18 protein-coding genes are annotated in these 22,504 nt (G+C 58.3%); 8 read left to right on the top strand and 10 right to left on the bottom strand.

Features of this window, described 5'->3' with window-relative positions:
* The first annotated feature begins 65 nt into the window (after nt 1–65).
* From FHT28_RS26545 to dhaL (FHT28_RS26510), 8 genes are all read left to right on the top strand, one after another.
* Entirely contained in the window at nt 66–1,544 is a 1,479-nt protein-coding gene (locus FHT28_RS26545) for a sugar ABC transporter ATP-binding protein (protein WP_168597828.1), read from the top strand.
* A gap of 54 nt (nt 1,545–1,598) precedes the next feature.
* On the top strand, nt 1,599–2,603 hold the full coding sequence (locus FHT28_RS26540) for an ABC transporter permease (RefSeq protein WP_168597827.1): 1,005 nt from the start codon (nt 1,599–1,601) through the stop codon (nt 2,601–2,603).
* Nucleotides 2,604–2,688: 85 nt separating this feature from the next.
* Complete coding sequence (locus FHT28_RS26535) at nt 2,689–3,678, top strand: substrate-binding domain-containing protein (protein ID WP_168597826.1); 990 nt, start codon at nt 2,689–2,691, stop codon at nt 3,676–3,678.
* Between the two features lie 62 nt (nt 3,679–3,740).
* The gene (locus FHT28_RS26530) at nt 3,741–4,514 is read left to right on the top strand and encodes an SDR family oxidoreductase (protein WP_168597825.1); all 774 of its coding nucleotides are present in this window, start codon (nt 3,741–3,743) and stop codon (nt 4,512–4,514) included.
* Between the two features lie 33 nt (nt 4,515–4,547).
* Entirely contained in the window at nt 4,548–5,540 is a 993-nt protein-coding gene (locus FHT28_RS26525) for a dihydroxyacetone kinase subunit DhaK (RefSeq protein ID WP_168597824.1), read from the top strand.
* Nucleotides 5,541–5,553: 13 nt separating this feature from the next.
* Entirely contained in the window at nt 5,554–6,195 is a 642-nt protein-coding gene (gene dhaL, locus FHT28_RS26520; protein WP_168597823.1) for a dihydroxyacetone kinase subunit DhaL, read from the top strand.
* Between the two features lie 139 nt (nt 6,196–6,334).
* Entirely contained in the window at nt 6,335–8,431 is a 2,097-nt protein-coding gene (locus FHT28_RS26515) for a bifunctional sugar-binding transcriptional regulator/dihydroxyacetone kinase subunit DhaK (protein ID WP_168597822.1), read from the top strand.
* Between the two features lie 57 nt (nt 8,432–8,488).
* Complete coding sequence (dhaL, locus tag FHT28_RS26510; RefSeq protein WP_037199167.1) at nt 8,489–9,148, top strand: dihydroxyacetone kinase subunit DhaL; 660 nt, start codon at nt 8,489–8,491, stop codon at nt 9,146–9,148.
* Between the two features lie 748 nt (nt 9,149–9,896).
* Here the strand turns inward: dhaL (FHT28_RS26510) and FHT28_RS26505 are convergent.
* From FHT28_RS26505 to tssH, 10 genes are all read right to left on the bottom strand, one after another.
* Nucleotides 9,897–10,568, bottom strand: coding sequence for a T6SS immunity protein Tdi1 domain-containing protein (locus FHT28_RS26505; protein ID WP_168597821.1), 672 nt, complete (start codon nt 10,566–10,568; stop codon nt 9,897–9,899).
* A 12-nt stretch (nt 10,569–10,580) separates the two neighbouring features.
* On the bottom strand, nt 10,581–11,234 hold the full coding sequence (locus FHT28_RS36905) for a T6SS immunity protein Tdi1 domain-containing protein (protein WP_348645026.1): 654 nt from the start codon (nt 11,232–11,234) through the stop codon (nt 10,581–10,583).
* Nucleotides 11,235–11,463: 229 nt separating this feature from the next.
* Nucleotides 11,464–12,150 (bottom strand): GAD-like domain-containing protein, encoded by a 687-nt coding sequence (locus FHT28_RS26495; RefSeq protein ID WP_168597819.1) that lies wholly within the window; start codon nt 12,148–12,150, stop codon nt 11,464–11,466.
* Nucleotides 12,151–12,916: 766 nt separating this feature from the next.
* On the bottom strand, nt 12,917–13,387 hold the full coding sequence (locus FHT28_RS26490) for an SMI1/KNR4 family protein (RefSeq protein WP_168597818.1): 471 nt from the start codon (nt 13,385–13,387) through the stop codon (nt 12,917–12,919).
* 9 nt (nt 13,388–13,396) lie between these two features.
* Nucleotides 13,397–15,001, bottom strand: a complete 1,605-nt coding sequence (locus FHT28_RS26485) for a PAAR-like domain-containing protein (protein ID WP_168597817.1) — start codon at nt 14,999–15,001, stop codon at nt 13,397–13,399.
* The gene (locus FHT28_RS26480; RefSeq protein ID WP_168597816.1) at nt 15,001–16,062 is read right to left on the bottom strand and encodes a DUF2169 domain-containing protein; all 1,062 of its coding nucleotides are present in this window, start codon (nt 16,060–16,062) and stop codon (nt 15,001–15,003) included. The genes FHT28_RS26485 and FHT28_RS26480 overlap by 1 nt, the downstream gene beginning before the upstream one ends.
* Nucleotides 16,063–16,069: 7 nt before the next feature.
* Entirely contained in the window at nt 16,070–18,394 is a 2,325-nt protein-coding gene (gene tssI / locus FHT28_RS26475; RefSeq protein ID WP_168597815.1) for a type VI secretion system tip protein TssI/VgrG, read from the bottom strand.
* Between the two features lie 7 nt (nt 18,395–18,401).
* The gene (locus tag FHT28_RS26470) at nt 18,402–18,950 is read right to left on the bottom strand and encodes a hypothetical protein (RefSeq protein WP_092574930.1); all 549 of its coding nucleotides are present in this window, start codon (nt 18,948–18,950) and stop codon (nt 18,402–18,404) included.
* Between the two features lie 117 nt (nt 18,951–19,067).
* Entirely contained in the window at nt 19,068–19,544 is a 477-nt protein-coding gene (locus tag FHT28_RS26465; protein WP_034511314.1) for a type VI secretion system tube protein Hcp, read from the bottom strand.
* A 63-nt stretch (nt 19,545–19,607) separates the two neighbouring features.
* Nucleotides 19,608–22,355, bottom strand: a complete 2,748-nt coding sequence (tssH, locus tag FHT28_RS26460) for a type VI secretion system ATPase TssH (RefSeq protein WP_168597814.1) — start codon at nt 22,353–22,355, stop codon at nt 19,608–19,610.
* Between the last annotated feature and the right edge of the window lie 149 nt (nt 22,356–22,504).

Below are 22,504 nucleotides of genomic sequence, written 5' to 3'. Positions count from 1 at the left end.
GGTGCTTGGCGGTGGCAATCGGTGTTAGCCGACCTTGATCCGGCATCGGGAGTGCGGAGGAGAAAGTGGATTTCCTGCTTGAAGTGGAAGGACTGAAGAAGTCCTTTGGCGGCGTTGCTGCGCTGCGCGACGGGCGCTTTCAGTTGCGAACGGGGTCTGTCCACGCATTGTGCGGCGGTAACGGCGCTGGCAAATCGACCTTTCTTAAGATCCTGATGGGCATTCACAAGCGTGACGCCGGCTCCATCCGCCGCCGCGGCAAAGAGGTTGATTACGCCAGTCCAGCGGAAGCCCTTTCCGCCGGGATCGCCATCATCGAGCAGGAGCTCAGTCCGATCCCGCACATGACGGTTGCGGAGAACATCTATCTCGGCCGCGAGCCGTCTGCCCGTTTCGGCGGCATCGATTTCAAATCGATGAACCGCAATGCACAGGCGCTGCTCGAACGCCTGCAGTTCAATATCCGCGCCACGCAATTCATGATGAACCTCTCGGTCGCCCAGGTTCAATTGGTCGAGATTGCCAAGGCGCTCAGCCACGATGCCGAAGTCATCTTCATGGACGAGCCCACCTCGGCCATCGGCGAGAAGGAAGCGCAGCAGCTGTTCTCGACCATCGAGCGGCTGAAGGCCGAGGGCAAAGGCATCGTCTATGTCTCGCACCGGCTATCGGAAATCTTCCAGATCGCCGATTCCTACACGGCCTTCCGCGATGGCTCCTATGTCGGCAGCGGTGCGCTCGCCGATATCGACAGACCCGGCCTCATCCGCATGATCGTCGGCCGCGAACTCGGCGAAGAATACATCAAGACCAATGTGCCAACGGATGTGCCCGGGCTGGACGTCTCGGGACTTAGGGCCGACGGCAAGATCGACAACATCTCCTTTGTTGCACATAAGGGCGAGATCTTTGGCATTTACGGCCTGATGGGGTCGGGCCGTACCGAGATCTTCAACTGCATCTTCGGCCTCGATACGGCAAGCGGCGGCGAGCTCAAGCTCGGCGGACAACCGATCACCGTGCGCAAGCCAGCGGAGGCCATGCGACACGGCATCGCCTTCGTGACCGAAGACCGCAAGCTGACGGGGCTCAATCTCACCGATAGCGTGCGCAACAACATCTGCTTGGCGAGCCTGCCGGAAATGAGCCCGCATTTTTCGATGGATCGCCAAGCCGAAGCGGCCGCCAGCCTCGATATGATCAAGCGTTTCGGCATCAAGGCCGCGCACGACAGTATGTCTGTCTCCGGCCTTTCGGGCGGTAACCAGCAGAAGGTCGTGCTTGGCAAGTGGTTCCTGCGCAAGCCGAAGGTGCTGCTTCTGGACGAGCCGACGCGCGGCGTCGATGTCGGCGCCAAGCGCGAAATCTATCGCATCATCTGCGACTTCGCCGCCCAAGGCGGCACGGTCATCATGATTTCATCCGAAATAGACGAGGTTCTCGGCATGTCCGATCGCATCCTGGTGATGCGCCAGGGACGCTCTGCCGGAATTCTCAAAAGGGAGGAGGCCGACGCGCAAACGCTCGTACACCTGTCGACGTGAAGGCGACAGACGACGAAGCCCAAAAACAGCGCCCGGCAACAAGAGGTATTTGCAATGTCCGCCACTGAAGACAATCAGTCCAATTCCTGGTTCGGCTCCGACCGGCGCCGATTGATCATCCAGGAATATGGGATTTTCCTCGCCTTCCTGCTGCTCGCCGCCATTCTTTCGGTCTCGAACGAATACTTCCTGACACCTGGCAACATCTCGAATGTGCTGCTGCAGACGTCGATAAACGGCGTGCTGGCAATCGGCATGACATTCGTTATTCTCACACGCGGTATCGACCTTTCCGTTGGCTCCGTCGTTGCGCTGACCGGTATCGTCAGCGCGAGCTTCGCAACGACCTCGGCAACGGCCGGCATTCTCGGTGCGCCCTATCCGCCTTATGTGGCCCTTACCGTCGGAGTGCTGGTCGGCCTGGCGTGCGGCGCCTTGGTCGGGGTCATCGTTTCGCGCTTCGCCGTTCCCGCCTTCGTCGCAACGCTCGGTATGCTCTCGGCAGCACGTGGTCTGACGCTGATCTATGGCGGCGGCAAACCGGTTCCGGCGCTAACGCCTGATTTCCGCTGGATCGGCACCGGCAGCGTCTTGTCCGTTCCGATGCCCGTCATTCTGCTTGCCATCGTCTTTGCCATCGCATGGTGGGTTCTCAATCGCACGCGCTTTGGCCGCTATATCTATGCCGTTGGCGGTAATCCGCACGCCGCCACCACGTCAGGCATCAATGTCAGCAAGCTGCGCTTCCTCGTCTACGTCATTTCCGGCGGCCTTTCCGGACTGGCGGGCATGCTGCTTGCCGCACGTACCGGCTCGGCTTTGCCCCAGGCCGGTATCGCTTACGAACTCGATGCGATCGCCGCCGTCGTCATCGGCGGAACCAGCCTTTCCGGCGGCGTCGGGCGCATCACCGGCACTCTGATCGGCGCGTTGATCATCGGTGTGATGAACAACGGCCTCGATCTGATGGGGATCCAATCCTACTACCAGCAGGTCCTCAAGGGCGCCCTCATCGTCGGCGCCGTGATGCTCGACCAAAAGCGAAATCTGGGCGGCTGAACCCCAAGACATCCAGGTGCTGCGCACTCGGAAACCAAACGGCGCGCCACGACGGCCGCCGGACTTTCAACGGAGGAGAATTATAATGAAGAAATTACTAATTGCTCTTGCAGCGGCCACTGCACTTCTGGCCTCGCCGGCCCTCGCCCAGGACAAGAAGCTGAAGATCGGCGCGGCGCCCTACGGCCTGAATGCGGAATTCATGCAGATCTGGTCGGCAGCACTCAAGGAACATCCCGCCGTCAAGAACGGCGATGTTGATCTTACCATCTTCGATGGCCGCTATGATGCTCTCGTCCAGCAGGAGCAGGTGAACACGATGATCACGCAGAAGTTTGACGCGATCATCTTCGCGCCGATCGATATCGAAGCCGCCGCAACCGCCGTTCAGGCCGCACACGACGCCGGAATTCCGGTCGTCGGCTCCAACACCCGCGTGGACTCCGATCTGCTGACCGCCTATGTCGGCTCTGACGACACCGTTTCCGGCTACATAGAAGCGAAAACAGTGCTCGACAAGATCGGCTGCAAGGGCAATGTCGTCATTCTTGAAGGTCCGGTCGGCCAGTCCGCGCAGATCTCGCGCCTCCAGGGCAATAAGAAAGCTCTTGCCGAGTGCCCGAATGTGAAGGTTCTGGAAGACCAGACCGCCAACTGGTCGCGTGCCGAAGCCCAGACGCTGATGGAAAACTGGCTGACATCACATCCAGGCCAGATCAACGGCGTCATTGGCCAGAACGATGAGATGGCGCTCGGCGCGATCGAGGCGATCAAGGCTGCGAAGCTCAACGTCAAGGACTTCGCCATTGCCGGTATCGACGGCATCACCGATGCACTCCATGCCGTCAAGCAGGGTACAATGACCTCCATCCTGCAGGATGCCAGTGCACAGGCACAGGGCGCGCTCGATCTTGCGATCTTCGCCGCCAAGAAGGGCAACTATAAGCCGGAATCGAAGATCTGGTCGCAGTATCCCGCCATGCCGTTCAACGATGGCAAGGACAAGAACTACAATGTCCCCTGGACCCCGGTGACGGCTGACAACGTCGACAAGCTGCTCGAAACCCGCAAGTAAGATCAATGCAGGTGGGGCGAAGATTTCGCCCCACCCAATCCCCAGCTAGAGGCTTGAACAAGATGACCGAGACACCTCCCGACATTGATTTGAACTTCCCATTGTCAGGCAAAATTGCCCTTGTCACGGGCGGCGGATCCGGCATCGGCGCCGCAGTCGCGGCAGCATTTGCATCCAAGGGCGCAAAAGTCGCCGTTCTCGATATCAATGTCGATATGGCCACGACAAAGGCAAGTGAGATTGGTGGCGGTGCTGCACCATTTGCCTGCGATGTCTCCGATCCCGCTTCGGTCAACAAGGCCATCAGCGATGTGATCTCGCATTTCGGCGGCATCGATGTCGCTATCAACAGTGCCGGCGTCGTGTTTCTCGCACCAGCTGAGGATTTGCCGCTAGACTATTGGGATAAAACGATAAACATCAATCTCAAAGGAACCTTCCTCGTCACGCAGGCGGTCGGCCGCGCCATGATTGCCGCCGGTAAGGGCGGCAAGATCGTCAACCTCGCTTCGCAGGCGGGCACGGTCGCCATCGAGGAACACGTCGCTTACTGCGCCTCCAAGTTCGGCGTCATCGGCATGTCCAAGACCTTTGCAGCCGAATGGGGCAAGCACGGCATCTGCGTCAACACCATTTCCCCGACCATCGTTCTGACCGAGCTCGGCAAGAAGGCCTGGGCCGGCGAAAAGGGCGAGGCTGCAAAGAAACGCATCCCCACCGGTCGCTTCGCATATCCGCAGGAGATTGCAGCCGCGGCTGTTTTCCTCTCCTCGGCCGGTGCGGACATGATCAACGGCGCCGATCTTCTGATCGATGGCGGCTACACAATTCTTTGAGCGCAAGCGCTCGACAATTCGACAGGAGAGACCATGCAGCGGTTCATCAACAACCCCGATGAAGTCGTTGAAGACACTGTAAAAGGCTTCATCAAGGCGCATTCGGATATCGTTCGTCTGGCCGAAAACCCACGCGTCGTCATCGCCAAGAATGCTCCCCACGCCGGAAAAGTCGGGGTGATCACCGGCGGCGGCTCGGGGCATGAACCGGCCTTTATCGGCTACACGGGCAAGAACATGCTGGATGCGGTCGCGGTCGGCGAACTCTTCTCTTCGCCGACGGCCAAGAGCTTCCATGATGCCATTCGTGAAGCCAATGGCGGCCGCGGCGTGATCTGCCTCTACGGCAACTACGCGGGCGACAACATGAACGTCAAGATGGCAATCAAGCTCGCCGCCAAGGAGGGTATCGAGGTCGCAACTGTGGTCGCAAATGATGACGTCTGCTCCGCTCCGCCGGAGGAACGCGAGAAACGCCGCGGTGTGGCCGGCGAGATCTTCATGTGGAAGATCGGCGGCGCCAAGGCGGCGACTGGCGCAAGCCTCGAAGAGGTACGCGTCGCCGCTCAGAAGGCGATCGACAGCTGCCGCTCCGTCGGCATCGGACTTGGTCCCTGCACCCTGCCCGCTGTTGGTCATCCGAATTTCCAGATCGAGCCCGGCACGATGGAAGTGGGCATCGGCCATCATGGCGAGCCAGGCGTTCGCGTTGAGCCCCTGAAGACCGCCGCTGAAATTGCCGAGACGATGTGCCAGATCGTTCTCGACGATCACGACCTGGCCGCTGGCACGGAAGTCGCCGTCCTCGTATCCGGCCTCGGGGCTACACCGGTCAACGAGCTCTACATCCTGAACGACACGATCGAGGCGAAGATCTCCGAGCGCGGTCTGAAGATCTACAAGACTTATGTCGGCAACTATTTCACCTCGCTTGAAATGGTCGGCGCGACACTGACCGTCATGGCGCTCGACCCGGAGCTGAAAAAGCTTCTGGATGTCGAAATTCAATGCACGACGCTGCTCTGAGGGGAACGCAATCATGCAGACATTCAACAACGCAACGGCGGGCGACATCGTGCTCGCGATGGCTGACCGCATCGTCGAAAACCGCGCCTATCTGAGCGAGATCGACGGCAAGATCGGCGATGGCGATCACGGCGTGAACATGGCCAAGGGTTTCGGCATGGCGTCGGAGCGCCTAAAGGGCAAAAACCTCTCGCTCGCCGCTTCGCTCGACACGCTGGGCACGATCCTAATGACGGAGATCGGCGGATCGATGGGTCCGCTCTATGGCGTCATGTTCACCGAGTTCGCCGAGAAACTGGAAGGTGTCGAAGCGATCGACAGCGCCACCTATAGCCGGATGCTGCATGCCGGCCTGGAAGGCATCCAGGCGATCGGCTCGGCAAAGCTTGGCGACAAAACGCTGCTGGATACGCTAATTCCGGCAATCGAAGCCTTTGACGCTGCGGATGCCGCCGGCAAATCCTTTGCTGAATCGCTCGATGCCTTGGTAGCGGCGGCCGAGGCCGGGCGCGACTCCACGCTCAACTTGGTCGCCAAGATCGGCCGGGCCAGCCGGTTGGGCGAGCGCTCGCTCGGGGTGCTTGATGCCGGTGCAACATCCTGCGCCATCATCCTGAAGGCGCTTTCCTTGGGCGCTCGTTCGAGGCTGCAATAGATAGGGACATTTGATCTCCCAAGGCTGCGCGATCCCATGACCCTGCATGGGGCCGCGCGCCGCCCCTGTCCGAAGAAGCATTTGCAAACATACGCCATTGCTTTCATGTTCGGGCGGAAAAAGGGAATTGTGAATCATCATGACAGGCAAGGCATCTTCGGTCAGCAAAACGGGTGGAAGCAAAGCGGGCGTGCCGGACGCGCTCGACGCTATGCCGCTGCGCTATGGCGATGATCCTTATGTATGGGCCTGCTGGCTCTATTATGAAGACGGCAAGACCCAGGGCGATATCGCCGAGATCATGGGCATTTCGCGGGCAACCGTGAACAGCTACCTGGCCGACGCACGCAGCCGCGGCATCGTCAATATCTCGCTCGAACCCTCGCGCCTGAGTTCGCTCTCCATCGCACAGGAGCTCAAACGCCATTTCGGGCTGCATGACTGTCTCGTGGTGCCGAGCGACGATGGAACACGCCCGTTGATCGATCGCCTCGGGACAGCAGGCGCGCAGGCCATCGCCAGACTGCTGAAATCCGGCGACACGCTCGCCCTTGCCTGGGGCCGCACGGTTCTGGCAATCGCCGAACAGTCCAATGTTCCAAACCTGCAGGATGTCACGATCGTTCAGGCGACCGGCGGCACGCGGGCGCGTTTCGCCTATACGCCGGAGCTCTGTGCCGCGGCCTTCGCGAATGCCGTTGGCGGCAAGCTGATCAATATTACGGCTCCGGCGATTGTCTCGACGACGGAGGTCCGCGATATCCTGCTGCGCGAGCCGTTGATCGAAGATCAGTTTTCGATCCTTTCCAAAGCCAACAAGGCCCTCTTCGGCATATCGTCGTTGCGGCCGAATTCGACGATCCACACGAGCGGCTTCTTCGAATCCGTCTCGCTTCAGGATTATCTGGCCAAGAATGCGGTCGGCGTCGTCGCTGGCCGCTTCATCGATCCGAAAGGCCAGCCGGTCGCTGGTCCGCTCGATGACAGAACCATCGGCATATCCCTCGACATGCTCAAATCGATCGGGCTGCGCATCGCGGTCGCTGGCGGCTTCGATAAGGTGCCAGCCATTCTTGCCGCATTGCGTGGCGGCTATATCAATGTGCTCATCACCGACGCGGCCACCGGTCGCGGCATTCTGAATGCGGATGGGGTGACGGAGTTCGACCCGAAGGCAACCCAGCGCCCGAAAGCGGATAACAGCGTTGCGCTGCCCAGCAGCTATCGTACGCATATCAAGAAGTTCCTGAACAATCCCGATGATGTCGTCGACGAGATGCTGGATGGTGTCGTCAAGGCGCATGCGTCCTATCTCGCGCCGATCAAGGGATCGAACCGGGCACTGGTCGCGCGCAACGGCCCTCGGCCGCAAAAGGTCGGCCTGGTCATCGGCGGCGGCACGGGCCATGAACCTGGCTTTCTCGGCTATGTCGGCAAGGGTCTCGCCGACGCCGTCGCCATCGGCAATATCTTCTCGTCGCCCCCGCCGACGCCTATCCTCGAATGCGCCAAGGCGGCTTCCGGCGGAAAAGGCGTGCTCTTCGTCTACGGCAATTATGCCGGCGACGTCATGAACTTCGAGATGGCTGCGGAAATGGCGCAGGAACAGCAGATCGACGTTCGGACCGTATTGACGACGGACGACATCGCGTCGTCCCCTATCGAAGACAGGGAGGGTCGCCGCGGCGTTGCGGGCAATTTCTTCATCTTCAAAATTGCAGGTGCGGCCTGCGACAGGGGCCTCTCGCTCGACGCCTGCGAGGCCATAACGCGCAAGGCCAATGACCGGACCTTCACCATGGGTGTTGCGCTGGAGCCCTGCTCGCTGCCGCAGACGCGACGCCAAAATTTCGAGATTGGGCCAGACGATATCGAGTTCGGTATGGGCATTCATGGAGAGCGCGGCGTCACCCGCGAAAGAATGATGAGTGCGGACGAGATCACGGACCGGGTCATGGACCGTATTTTCTCCGAGATGAAGCCTGCCGCCGGCGACCGGGTCGCTGTGCTGATTAACTCCTTCGGCGCGACGCCGCTGATGGAGCTCTACATCCTGTTCCGGCGCGTCGCGCAGCGGCTGAGCGCCAAGGACATCAAGATCGAGGCGAACTGGGTGGGACACTACTGCACGTCGCTCGATATGGTCGGCGCATCCATATCCATTTTGCATCTCGATCAGGAGCTGACGGAATTGCTGTACCACCCATGCGATACCTTCGCTCTGAGGGTCGGATGATCGAATAAGAATGTTGCCCAGCAAGCCCTAGGGACTGCTGGGATCGGGAGGAAGACGATGTCAGAAAAAGCCGCGCGATGCCTGAGCGGCATGTTTCAGCGCATATCCATCGCGATCAATGCCGGGAAGGATCACCTCTCGGAATTGGACGGAGCGATAGGAGACGCCGACCACGGAATCACCATGTCCCTCGGCTTTATGGCCGTGAACGCCGAACTGACGAAGCTCGACCTCGCGCAGGCGTTACCCTCCGAGATCTTCGCCGTCGCCGCCTCGGCCTTTCTGGATGCCGTCGGCGCTTCGACCGGACCGCTTTACGCGACAGGTTTCCGCAGGGCTTCGCAAGCGCTGAAATCGGATGAATCGCTCTCGCCGGCCTGCCAGGCGATGATCGTCGACGAAATGAGGGCCGGCATTCAGCAGCGCGGCAAGGGACAACGTGGCGATAAGACGATGCTCGACGCCTGGATCCCCGCCGCCGAAGCCGCCATCAACGCGAGCGCGCGCGAACTCGCCGTTGCCGGCATGTGGAACGCCATCCTGGAAGCCGCCGAAGCCGGCGCGAACTCGACAAGCTCCATGGTCGCGGCCCGCGGGCGGGCGGCGCGGCTAGGCGAGCGATCTTTGGGACATATCGATCCAGGTGCGGCTTCGGCCGTGATCATCTTGCGGGCAATGCGGGATGCGTTTGTGGAAGCGCGACTGAACAACAGCTAACGTTTGCTTAGTATACAATGAACTGGCCTTGTGGAAAAACGCCGGCGAACCCACACGGAAAGTGCCCACGGAGATAATATAACGAAAGAGAGGAAAAAAATGCTGGCTCCACCAGATCGGAATATTCAGCCTCCATACACAAATGGAATATATCCCATCTGACACACCTCAAAAATGCATCAGGAAGCCTATGTGATACCGAAATATGTTCCGACTTGTCTTTCACTAGGGCATCAGAAAAAGGCTTCACGGTTTTTAAAATTGCATTCCATTGATTTAGCCGCTCCCTACTTTTCTCTCCGATTCGCTCCCGCAATTGATTGGCAGCTTCCAAAGTAAGATTTCCCCAGTCAGACGTCGAACAAGATTTTATGGCCTCGTTCCATGAGTTTACATATCCGACGTGATTCTGATCTTGACTGCCAACGCTCACAAACCATTCAACGGAATCCAGCTTATCTAACGTCGCGATTGTACGAGGATTGGGCTCCGACAAGAGTTTTCTCCAAAGTCATCTGGACAAATTTACAAGCACCTGCCGCCGGCGTTCTTGCGGTGGGCTGATCTGAGTTACATCCTGGATCACATTGGGATCAAAATTCGGGTCTGTCCGCAATTCCGCGAAAAGATCCACCATTCTTTCTGCTCCGCTTCGCGGCGGTGATTGCAACTCAAGATGACTAAGTCGCCACGTCGCTTCCGAAGAGCTTCCGAATTCGCTCGACGTCACTAGAGGTGCTGCAGAAAGCTACCTTGGCCCTATCGGGCGCACCACGACCGACTGTCCATATCCTTGCATGTCGATCAGATTATATTCCATGGCCTGCGCGACGATAGCAAAATGCTCAGGCGCCTTCAGGCGCTTGAGGTGAGCAATATCCGCAATTCCTCCAAGGGCTAAAGCGGGCACGAAACCATAACATTCACCAATTTCGAGAGACCCTAGCTTCTTGGCTGCCCGCTTGAATAGGGGCTTACCGGCGTCGTCTTCAAAATCCAGCGCCTGATCCGATAGCCAAAATGGTACCGAGACCGCATTGACTGCCATCGGTCCTGCATGCTGACCCTTGACAAAGTTCTTGTGTGTCAAACGCCCTTCATAAATACTGATATTGCCATACCCGTACTCTTCCATCCAGAAGAAGATGACACCAAAAGCGGAGTATGCGAAAGCATGGCAATTGTCGTGCGAAAAATCCCTGTCAGCGCCCAAGATAAGAGCAAGAACTCCCCTCATATCGTCGGGATGGCATGATTGAATGAGGCCGTCACGCAAAACCGACCGACCAATATTGAAGCAAAAATCGGCAACTTGGTTTGGAAAAAATCCCCGGAGCGCTAAATGCTCCTGGTCCGTAAACGGGATCTTCAAAACCGGATTCCCATATTTATGCAGTATATCTTCATAAATCTTATTCATACAAACGCTGCTTCAGCCGATTTTCCTCACAACTTTCGATACACCGTAGCCCTCAACATCAACAAGATTAAAATCATTTGTCTGCGCTACGATGGCAAAGTGCTCGGGTGACCTAAGACGCTTCAGATATTGAAGCTCTGGAGACCCGCCAAGTGCCAAGGCGGGCACGAAGCCATAGCACTCCCCTATCTGGAGTGACCCTAGTTTCTTAACGGCGCGCTTGAAAAGCGGTTTATCGTTCACATCGTAAAAGTCTGCATCCGCACCGAATGGCGTTATGAAGGTACGATCGGTATTGGCATCTCTCGACAGGTTTTTCGTAAGCAAGCGACACGTCACGCTCCCCGCGATGATGCCAACTATCGTCAGCCCGTAATCCCTGTGCCAACAAAAAATCTCGCCAAAAGCGCTGTAGGCGTATGCGTGGCAATTTTGATGGGAGAAAGTCTCATCGCCACCAAAAATCAGAGTTAATACCCACTTCTGATCATCAGGATGGCAGATCTGGATTAGTCCATCTCGAAAAACTGCGCGGCCAAAGGCGCTCATAAATGCGAGTAGATCATCCGCAAATTTCCCAGCGAGTTGATGCATTTCCTCTTTAGAGAAAGCTACATGTAATTGGGGGCACCGAAATCCTCTATATACTCTGCAGCCTCCCTCGATAGCTTCATCTCAACACTTCCTCAGTTCGAAATTCTTTTTTTTTGCCTAAATTCTTGGCGTCATTTCACGTAGTCTTCCAGCGATTGTGATCCGCGATCTCTCCGCTGCGAATCGAGGGGTCCGAGGAAACTTCAGAAGAATCACAATGGATGACCAGATTTAGCAATCTCATATTGAGCTCTGATACGTATCAAGCAGCACTGGCGAAAGGTAAGCTGCCGACGCTCAACTAGCCAATCGGCCGCACCGCCTGCAGCCCGCCTGAAACAGGTTTGGTAAGATAGAAGCGCTGTAACTGGGCAAGGAAGGTGAAATGCTCAAGTGCCTTCACTCGCTTAATGTGCTCTACGCTTTGCGCTGGGCCGAAAGCGCCGGCAATCGCTAAAGCAGGAAAGAAACCATAGCATTCGCTTGTCTCGTTTGCGCCGTAGGCGCGTTGGCTTGCTGCAAACATCGGAGTACCAGCAACATCCAGGAAATCCGCCTCTTCTTCATCCGGAATCATGCCCGACGCAATATGCTCTGCACTCGCTTGGGGCGGCCAGTTTTCCGATGTTGTAAGAGCTCTGCAATAAATGACATTCAGGGGCAACTCTATCCGAAAATTGTAGAGCTTGTCTGACCAACAACAAAGAACACCGAAAGCAGTGTAGCCGAAGACGTGGCAATCCCGATGGTGAAAATCGTCGTCGGCACCGAATACCAGCGCAGTGACCGCCCGCATCTCCTCCGGATTGCACATGGTAAATAGACCATTGTGAAAAGAGCAGAAGCCCTTTTCCTTGATAAAATCGACCACTACCTGCGGCAGCATCCGATGCAACTCCGAAAGTTCCGCGTTCGATGCGCGCCGGATTTGTCTGACTGGACCATACTCGTCCAAGGCATATTGAAAATTTTCATGAATTGCCGGCATGATCTATTTACACCTCTTCAACTCGACATGCATCTTTCGGCAGTTTGACGCTGCGACGCGTACGTTCCGCCGCCTCTCCGAATGGTTCAGGGTGTCCTTTCTGAGCTACCTACTGCCCAAGTGAAAATTTAAGCCACCACTTCGCGCACCAGATCGTTTGGTGTCTCTTGGACACAGCGCCCTGGAGGCCGACGTCGACCGTGATCATATTGCGTGATAACGGGATACGTTTGCAGAAGGCTAAGCTGGTGACCGAGTGGTAGTTGAGGCTCCCAAAACGCCGTTAAACCCGACAGTGCCGGTTAATCCATATTGCAATCACTCCAGCCCCAGGGTGTGTCCGTTCCTCTCGGGTCCTTGACCATAACTCAGAATGACCGGCTCGCCACGTCGCTTCGGAAGAGCTTCCGAACTCGCTCGACGTCAATGGAGGTGCTGCAGAAAGCTACCGCGGCCCTATCGGGCGCACGACGACCGACTGTCCATATCCTCGCACGTCGATCAGATTGTATTTTCGCGTAGCGTCGACATCCCGCAGTTCGGTATAATCCTCGACAAATCCGCTCGACAAGCTTTGTGGATAATAGTCCCATTTGTTCTTCGGCACAGGAATTAAATCCCAAGCTTCTTGAGCAGCCCCCAAAGATCCTCCCAAATCCCCCTGCTGAAAAAGCTCAGCTGACTTCTGAGGGATGCTGTCAATCTCTTTGGTAGTCGCGGGGTCGATTTTATCTTTACGGATTGCTATTGATAATTTTCCCCACCACTAGGCTCGCTTGCTGATCTCATCCAGGAAGAAGGTGCCAAAACTTTCCGCCAAACGTTCACCCGGATTCGTCACCGAGACAGCCGGCGCCCATTCAACGACGGGATACTCGTTTTGTGAGTTCACGACGGAACTATCGAGACAGAAAATGGGACCATAACCGCTGCTCATGATGGTGATATACGTCTTGGGATAGCCTGCAAACTTACGATCCTCCAAAGTCCGCCAAACCATGCTGGGAACAGAACTGCCAGGTATCTTGTTTGCGACGATTCCATAAAATTCGGCATCATCAAACGAGCCGACGCCCAGGGTGACAAGGAACCTACGATAACTGGGCGGCATGCGAATACCCAACATCCGCTCTGCGGCGTCGACATTGTCTTCAGGGACCGGACCAAAAAAATCAGAGCTGGAGGGAGTGTTTTGCACGATTGCAAGTGCGTCTTCAAAATCGGTTATCGCCGTCATTTCTCGCTCCTAGAAGTCATTTGCTCTCGTCCGCCAATAATCGGACTTCCATTGATTGAAAGGCCCACGATCCATTGAAGGAGGCGCACTGCTGTATCTATGCCAATTGCCGGCAGCATCACGATACATTTTATCATATTGATTTGAATACATATGTAGCACGCGATCATTTTCAGAATGGAAAGTGCTCTTCACCTCGGCCATCGCACCTGGTTCATCCTGTGTCAGATGGTGTAAATTAATTTCCTTTCCGTCGTCGCCAAGAGGAGCGAGTCCTTTTTCCATACGTTGTTTGTTAGTTCGACCTAAATCATCAACTTTGTTTGGATCAATTAAATCGTCGCGCTGATAGACTCTCCGCCCATTTACGTCCTTTCGTAGCCAGCGACTGAGGCGGGTACTCCTAGCTCCCTGCTCACCGCTAACCTTTGCTGTACTCTCTGCAGCCCCTTCAGCCTCCTTCGCTACAGTTCCAGCCTCTGCTCTCGCCAAATCATCAGTCGCCGAAGCGGCAGTTCGAGCAGCAGTCTGGCCTGTCTGTCTCAGTACGCTGCCTGCGCCGGCAACGCCCCCAAGGACCACCTGACCGCCGCTAGCAATCGTCTTCGCGGTCTGTACCTGCTCTGGTGTTCCGCCTAAAGCCGAAACCACAGCGCCGGTAGCTTGAACCGTTGCGGTCTCCTGTGGCTTGCCGTACCACATCTGACGTAGGCCAGTTGAAACATTGTCGGAAGCATTGACCAGACCAGCTACACCGACTGCTTGTCCGGCAACGCCAAGTGGCGCACCAACGACGGTGGCATCGGCGGCCGTTCCCCCCACGATAAGAGCGCTTGAGCCAATCGCTTCAAATGCTCCGCCAACGGCCTGAACTGCTCCCATGGTTCTTGGGTGCTCTTCCACCCACTGTCCTACAGCCTTTCCAGCATCGCTAGCCGTCTGGCTCGTCCAATCCCAAGCCTTTTCGTACCAAGCCCTGTCGTCCTTGTCGCTGCCGTCGGGTGCCTTCTTCGCATCTGTCGATTGGACATAGACATATTCCCCATCGGTATTGCCGTTATTCAGCGTGCAGCGATCGTTGTGGCGCTGAACCCAGATACCATTTGCCCGCACGATTCCCGAGGATGTAACCGGTTCGACGACATCCCCAACCGTATTGGATTTGCACCCCAATCCCACGCCAGGTTCATCGCCATAACAGCGTGAAAACTTGGAGTCCTGGCGCTTGATAACCATGCCATTCGAACGGACATCAGGCGAATAGTTCAGATTGTCTGAAGCTTTGCCCCAAGACATGTAAGGAACCGGTTTATCGGGTGATTTGCACACGTCCGGCGACAGGCAAACGGCGATGGCTTTGCTATCATCGGGAATAAGTTCGGGCGGTGCGGGATCGGCCGCGGCGGGGCGTGTCTGCTCCACAGGCTTGGCCGCCTCCTTCTTGGGAGGTGGCCAGGGCCCGTCATATTTGAGCATAGGGCTGTTGCCGTCCGGCGTCTTTGTAAGCAACGTGCCAGACATCGGCGGGCCGATGATTTTGGTATCGGGAGGGAGGCCATAAAGAGCGGCAAAGTCCCCATCATAAATTGGGTCTGGAAATTGCCTCTCGCCCATCACGCCGCTCCTTGGACGGAAATTGCGAAGGCAAGACGCGGCAGGCCGCGGCGCTCCGGCCAGGGGAAACCAATTCGCCACGTCAGGAAAACACGCCCGACACCGGGCCGCATGTCGAAGTGGACACCGTCGAGCACCATGGGACCCCGCGCCGGCCCCATGCCCCGATCGATCGTAACCTCAAGCTGGATGTTGGGGAGACGACCGCGAAACATCCCCAGTCCCGGTAAAAGGTGATCTAGTTCGAAAGGCTCGTCACCCCGTAGCCAGGGATCCGCCACCAGGTCGGGATGCGCCGCCTGCCAGAAGGAAAAATCGAAGTCGCGCGGAAGCAGCGGATGCCGATCGTTCAGCCAGGCGTCGTCATAGGTACCGGCTTTCTGGACCCGATCCTCCCAGAATGGCGAAAGCGGACCAAGGCCCGCCGGCGCTGGCCTATCACTCACAGAGCGAATGGGCGCATCCGCGTCCTCGATCTGCGGCGCCGGCCATTCTGGTCTTTCGAGGAATTGATCCTCGTTGACAAGTCCAACCCCCACCGGATTCCGTTCGAATGCCTCGCCGTCCTCGAGCCGCCCACCGAATGCAAACCGCCAATCGATTGGGACATGGGTCACGACGTCGCCCGCGGTCAACTCCCAGCCGTCGAGGGCATCCTCTTTCTTCTTGTCGACCAGCCCGCGCCAGGTCTTGCGGGTCTTCGCACGCCAGAAACGTGGTCCGTGGACGCGCAGTCGTTTCTGAACGGGACCGACTTTGAGGCCGCATATCCACGAAGAAGCTGCCACACCGTCCGGAGCAAAGGCGGCACCGATGAAGGTTACGTCCGTGCCCGGCTTGAACGGTGCCAGATCCGTGCAGGCCATTTGCGGCGTCTGGTGCGGATCGCCGTCATAAGCATCCGACATGACCAATGGCCGTTGGACATTATCCATGACCAGCGGACCGCCATTCGCCAGCTTGAACGTGCCTCTGGCGACAACGACGCCAAGCAGATCGCCCGTCAGGTTGTACTGGCGAAAAGCGAGTGCCGGAAAAGGCGTGCGGTTATCGACCGACATCAGCGCCTCAGCCCTGCGCCGTCGTATCCGACGATGTCGGCGATGCCTCAGCAAAGCCGCCACCTGGCTTATTGAGATCGACGACCTTGCCGTTGATCTGTGTCGGTCCGGACGCCGTGAAGTTGAAATGCGTCCCCAGGATGATGACCGTGCCGTCCTGACGCATGATGAACTTCGAAGCACCGCATTCGATGACGAACTCTTCGCCGACGATCACCTTCTTGAATTTACCGACCTTTTCGAGCGATGTCTGACCGACATTCGTGACCTTGCTCACACCGATCTGTTCAACCCGGGCGACACCGACAGTATCCGACTTGAAAGAGCCGACAATGGTATTCATGATCCCCGGTAACGGGAAAAGATCCGACGCGGCGCTTCCAACACCACTTCCCGATCCCGCCAGCGCCGTACCTGCATCGGCACGCGGACTGGGGCCAGAGACGACACCTTCACGGCTGCCAAGGCCGCCGGCACTTAAGAAGCCAAGGGCAGAGGATGCCAGCGTACCGGCAAATGCGGCAAGGCCGGCTCCGCCTCCGCCGGCGATCTGACCTGCCTGGGAAAGTAGCCCGGCCGTCTGTCCCGAAAGCCCTTGCACCGCTCCCATCAAGGCCACCGCCATCGGGCCTGTACCACCGACCACCGTATTAACCGATCCGCCGATCTCATGCTTCTGGTTGCCGCTGACCTCGACGGCGCGGTTGCCGCCGATGGAGGCGACTTCGTGGCGGTCGACGCGTTTGGTGCGGTCGTTGCGGATACGTGTCGTCTGGTCCTTCTGCGCATGGAAGAACATGTTCTCGCGGCCGGCATCGTCTTCGAAGGTCATTTCGTTGAAGCCGGTGCCTTTGTGCGTGTTGGAGCGCATGACCATGCGGGTCTTGTTGCCCGGCAGGTCGTAGGGCACGCCATTGCTCGGGTTCGGCACCACGCCCGTCACCAGCGGCCTGTCCGGATCGCCGTCGATGAAGGCGACCATGACTTCCATGCCGATGCGCGGAATAACCTGGCCGCCCCAGGTGCCGCCCGCCCAGGTCTGGGCGACGCGCACCCAACAGGTGTCCGAACCATCCTTCTTTGCCTTTCTGTCCCAAGGATACCAGAGCTTGATGCGGCCATATTGGTCCGGATGGATCTCTTCGCCAGCGGGACCGGCGACGATGGCCACCTGTGTACCTCGGATGCGCGGCCGCTCGGTCTTGCGATGCGGCGTCATCGGCACGCGTGACGGCACCGCCTCGAACTCGTTGGTATATTCCGGCTGATCCATGTTGGTTTCGTAGGAGGGATCGACGGCGACATGGGTCGCGCGGATGATCACGTGCTCCTCGTAGACATGTTCGGGATGGGCAACCTCATAGGGTGTAAACCGCCGGCCCGCCTCCAGTATCCGCGATGTCGAACGCCCGACGACGCGATTGTGGTCGGCCTCGCTCGCCTGCATGCGAAGCTTCTGCGCCCGCTCGGCCTCCGAGACAGAGGCGATGCGGGCGGGATATTCGTAGAGCTCGCGCTTCATCGCCCCCGGCATCTGCACCAGCGAAGGCGTGGTGGTGCCCGGCACGATCTGCGGGGTCTCGAAGTTCCAGTCGGCGCCAGCCCGTTGACCGGGGATATAAGCGTAATGCTTCATCCATTCATTGATATGGTTGCGGTCGGTCGAGCCCTGTGCAAGACGCACCCTGCCCTCGCCTTGCGCTGATGGCGACGGTCCGGCCCATGAGTTCGCGCCATCCGCGACATGCAGCCGGTGGCTGCCATTCTCATGGGAAAACCAGTAGAACAGGCCGTCCTCTTCAAAACGGCGGGTCAGATAGTCCAGATCGGTCTCGCTCCATTGCACCGAATAATGCTGTGGCGGCGGTGTCGTGACCACGCCGGAGAGGTCTGGTGCCGGAATGCCATGCTCGGAAAACAGCGTTTCGACGATGTCGATGCTGGTCTTGTCCATCCATATGCGGCAGTCCGAGCGCTGCGACAGCAGCCACATTTGCGGCTTCAAGACCATTGAATAGGAGCGCAGCCCGCGCGTGATTGGAGGCCCCTCCTGAAGAGAGGTCACCAGACCGTTGAAGGGACGGCGAACGCCGTCGCCGCCATCTTCGGACTGTTGGACTTCGATTGAGATATCCACCAGGCGGCCGATCAAATCCTCCGGCTGGATGACTTCCCGCTTGGCGCGCACGGAAAGCCGGATATCGAAAAGCGAGGATACGCCTTCCGTTATCGTCACCCGCTCCGGCAGGAGCTGGTCCGTACCAAGCGGCGAGACGACCCTTAGATTTCGGGTCGCCTGGATGAAATCATTGGCCGAAGGCTGGTCGTTCATCTGTGCGTCATCCTACCCGTGAGCTCGCTGCACCCGCCTTGCCGGCGCTACCGAGCACTTGCTTGCGGCCGCCGACGAGATAGGCCATCTGAAACAGCGTGCCGTTCGGCAAGGTCTCGTGCATGCCGGGGCCGTAAAGCACTTCCGGCGTCAGGATCTTGCCGATCTCGGCACGTGAAGCGACCGTGCCGAGCAGATAGGCACCTCGTGCCATATAGGCCCGGGTCTCGCCGTCGGTGACGGAATAGTTGAACTGGGCAACGAACACGGAATGATGGTTGGTGTCCATCTCCCGGATGATGTTGGCTTCGTTGTTGCGCAGCCATCGCTGCAGCCAGTGCGTCAGCGACATTTCATTGGCTTTTTCGGAAAACATCCGAAAGAGAGATGCAGCGGCACCCATGGCCTGGTTCCGGGCGGCGAATTCGCGCGGACCACTGGGATAGGAGAAGTAATCATAGGAAGGACCGCGGCCTGCACGCCTCATTGGCGGAAGGTCGGTCTGCCTCACCGGCTCCATTTGCAGCGCCGGTGATGAAACGGAAAAATCTACCATGGCGACCTCGATGAAAAACGTTGTCAAAAACGTGCAAATCGCAGCCGCAGCGGCGATTTAGCATCGAACACGGTTCCGGCGCGTCTAATCGCAACGCGCCGGAAAACGGTGCTATCGTTAGGCAGCCTTGGTCGTTGCCAGGTCGTAGGAAGCGATCATCGGCGACTGCGGCGACTGCGAGTCGTCGTAAGGCGTGTACTTCACTTCCATCTTGGTGAAGTTGAGCTTGATCGTTTCGACCGGGCGATCGCCATTGGAATCGACCGAATAGCTGGCGATCAGCGTATTGGTGAGCGTGTATTCGATATAGGTATCGCCCGGGTTGCCGGTCGTTACCAGATGGATCACGGCCTGCTTGCCGGTGCGGCCCGAGCATGCTTCCTGGAACAGCTTGGTCGACGAGGAATCGCTGACCTTGGTCAGGATCACTTCCGAAACGGTGGGCTCGGAAGCTTCGCGGTTCGCTGCCGAACCGGCCGACGTTTTCATGTTGCGTGAAACGTTCCAGTGGATGACTTCGATATCCATCCACTTCTTGTGCTGTTCGTGGGTGGCATCGCCCTGAATTCCGTCGATTTGCAGATAAATCGGCATGCTCTCAGCTCTCCTGTTGGGATTGAATTCGCCTTGTCGCTGCAAGGCGGGTTACCTTTCCGTCTAATGCCGCATCCGGACATGGTTCTCGTCCGGGGCTGCCTCATTCGCCGTGCCGCCTGTTTCGCGGCCAGCGAATTCACTGTCGTCCACCGGATTTTCCTCGATGAGGAACCGGTGATCGCCAAAACTGATGGTGATGCCGGCGACCTTGCGTCCCGCCGCAACGGCATCGAGAAAGAAGGTCGACAGTTCGGGCAGAAGATCGCGTCCGATCATGGTCTCGATGGCGCGGGCGCCCATTTCGCTCGCCTTGGCGCGGGCGACCAGCGCCTCTCGGGCCTCTGCCGACAGCGACACCGATGTTCCGTACGATGCCGCGACGCGATCGCGAATGCGACCGATCTGGATGTCGACGATGCCGCTCAGCGTCGCGCCATTCAGCGGCAGGAAGGGCAGAACCGTTGTGCGGCCGACGAAAGCGGGCTTGAAATGTTTCTGCAGTTCTGGAAGCAGCAGGGCTTCCAGCGCTTCGCCCTCGGGCATCGTCTCCGGATCGGAGGCAAGGGCTGCCAGCAATTCCGAGCCGGTATTGGCAGTCATGACGATAGTGGTGTTCTTGAAATCGATATCGCGGCCTTCACCGTCGCGGAGCGTTCCCTTGTCGAACACCTGGTAGAACACTTCCTGGACGCCGGAATGGGCCTTATCGATCTCGTCCAGCAGCAAGACGCCATAGGGGCGGCGGCGCACGGCTTCGGTAAGCACCCCGCCCTCGCCATAGCCGACATAGCCGGGCGGCGATCCGAGCAGCAGCGAAACCTTATGCTCTTCCTTGAACTCCGACATGTTGATGATCGTCAGATATTGGCTGCCGCCATAAAGAAGATCGGCCAGCGATAGCGCCGTTTCGGTCTTGCCGATTCCCGACATGCCGACGAGCAGGAAGACGGCGGGTGGGCGGCGCGGATCGGAAAGTCCGGCACGGGCGGAGCGCATGGCGGCCGAAATCCGCTCGATCACGGCATCCTGGCCGAGGACGCGCTCCTTGAGCCTGGCATCCAGCGTCTTGACCGTCTCGACCTGATCCGACAGAAGCTTGCCGACCGGAATACCGGTCCAGCGCGCGACGATGCCGGCGATGACTTCCTTGTCGACAACCCGGGGAACCAGGGGCATCTCTCCCGCAAAGTCGGCGAGATTGCGTTCCGCCTGCGCCAGCGCCGCACGAATGGTTTCCGGGGACGAGCCATGGGGCGGGAAAAGCGCGACATTGTCGCCGCGCACAGGTGTCCCGTCTTCGCTCGTCTGCGCGTCGGTATCTTTCAGCAAGGCTTCAATTCGGTCGGCTTCCTTCGATAGCCGGATCTCCTCGTTAAGCTTGGTCTGCAGCCGCTCGATCTCGGCGATCACTTCACGTTTCTCGTTCTCGATGATGGCCAGGCGGGCGGTGAGTTCAGGCGCCGGCGGCTCGGCAGAGAGTGCCTCGGCCTCGGCTTCCAGCATCTCCTGCTCGTAGCGCAGGCCTTTCAATGCCTCGGGGACAGTTTGTCGAGCCAGAGATACGGCAGCAGCAGCCGTATCGATGAGGCTGATCGCTTTATCGGGCAATTGTCGCGCAGGGATGTAGCGCGCCGAAAGGCGAACGGCGGCGGCCAGCGCCTCGTCGCGAATGCGAACCTTGTGATGAGCCTTGAAGCTGTCGACGACGCCTCGCAGCATGCGGATAGCCGTCTCCTCATCGGGCTCGAGCACCTGAACAACCTGGAAACGTCGAGTCAGCGCCGCATCCTTCTCGATGTGGCGCTTGTATTCGCTCCAGGTCGTTGCCGCGATCGTTCTCAGCTCCCCGCGCGCCAGTGCCGGCTTCAGGATGTTGGCGGCGTCGCCCTGCCCGGCCTGACCGCCGGCGCCGATCAGGCCATGGGCCTCGTCGATGAACAGAATGATCGGCTCCGCTGAAGCCCGCACCGCGGCAACGACACCGTGCAGGCGGCGTTCGAACTCCCCCTTCACGCCCGCGCCGGCCTGGAGCAGGCTGAGATCCAGCAGCAGAATTCGAACCGGCTTCAGCATATCCGGCACGCTTCCGGCGGCAATCTCAAGTGCCAGCGCCTCGGCGACCGCCGTCTTGCCGACGCCGGCCTCGCCGACCAGGATCGGATTGTTCTGTCTGCGTCGCATCAGGATGTCGATGACCTGACGGAGTTCGCGGTCGCGTCCGATGACGGGATCTATGCGGCCAAGCTTGGCATCGGCCGTCATGTCACGGGTGTAAAGGCGCAGAAATTCGTTCTCGCCGGCACTAGGAATCGGCTCGGAATGTGGCGTCGATGAAGCTGCACCAGCGGTCGACGATACAGCACTTAACCGCTTTTCGAGCGCGTTGCGGTCGAGATTTCGCAGCGAAGGCGCCATGCCGCGGGCCATGATTCGCAGCGATTGATCGTCGGTCAGCGCGGTGAGGAGGTCGGCCAGGGCGATGCTGTTCCGGCCACATTGAAGCGAGGCAACAAGCCAAGCTTCTCGCATCAGCGCAAGCAGGTGTTGGGATAGCACCAGTGCTGTCCCGCCGTCCCGCGGCAGCTCCGCGACGGCGGTATCAAGCTCGGCTCGCAGAGCGTGTGAAGATACGTTAAGCCCTTCAAAAAACGAGCAAACTTTAGATACGTCGAGCAACGCACGTATCCAATGTGCGACATCCACGTTGGCATGCCGATCGCGCGCAGCGAGAGACGCTGCAGCCTCAAGACCCACACGCAATTCGGGCTCAAGCGTTCTGATCAGACGATTGAGATCGATGTTGAACACGTGGAAATTTCCTCCTTAGGTTTCTAAACTAAGTGCATCCTCCATGCCGCGAGAACAACTAGGGCGGTTATCCAATTGTGTCCAGCCCGCAAACATTAATTTTTGCGAAGCCCTCCTATTTGGCATTGTCACAAATCCGTTACAGAATA

Source organism: Rhizobium sp. SG570 (assembly GCF_012275345.1).
Taxonomy (GTDB): domain Bacteria; phylum Pseudomonadota; class Alphaproteobacteria; order Rhizobiales; family Rhizobiaceae; genus Rhizobium; species Rhizobium lusitanum.
The sequence above is the reverse complement of the archived record's forward strand: the minus strand, read 5'-3'. Positions and strand labels throughout refer to the sequence as shown.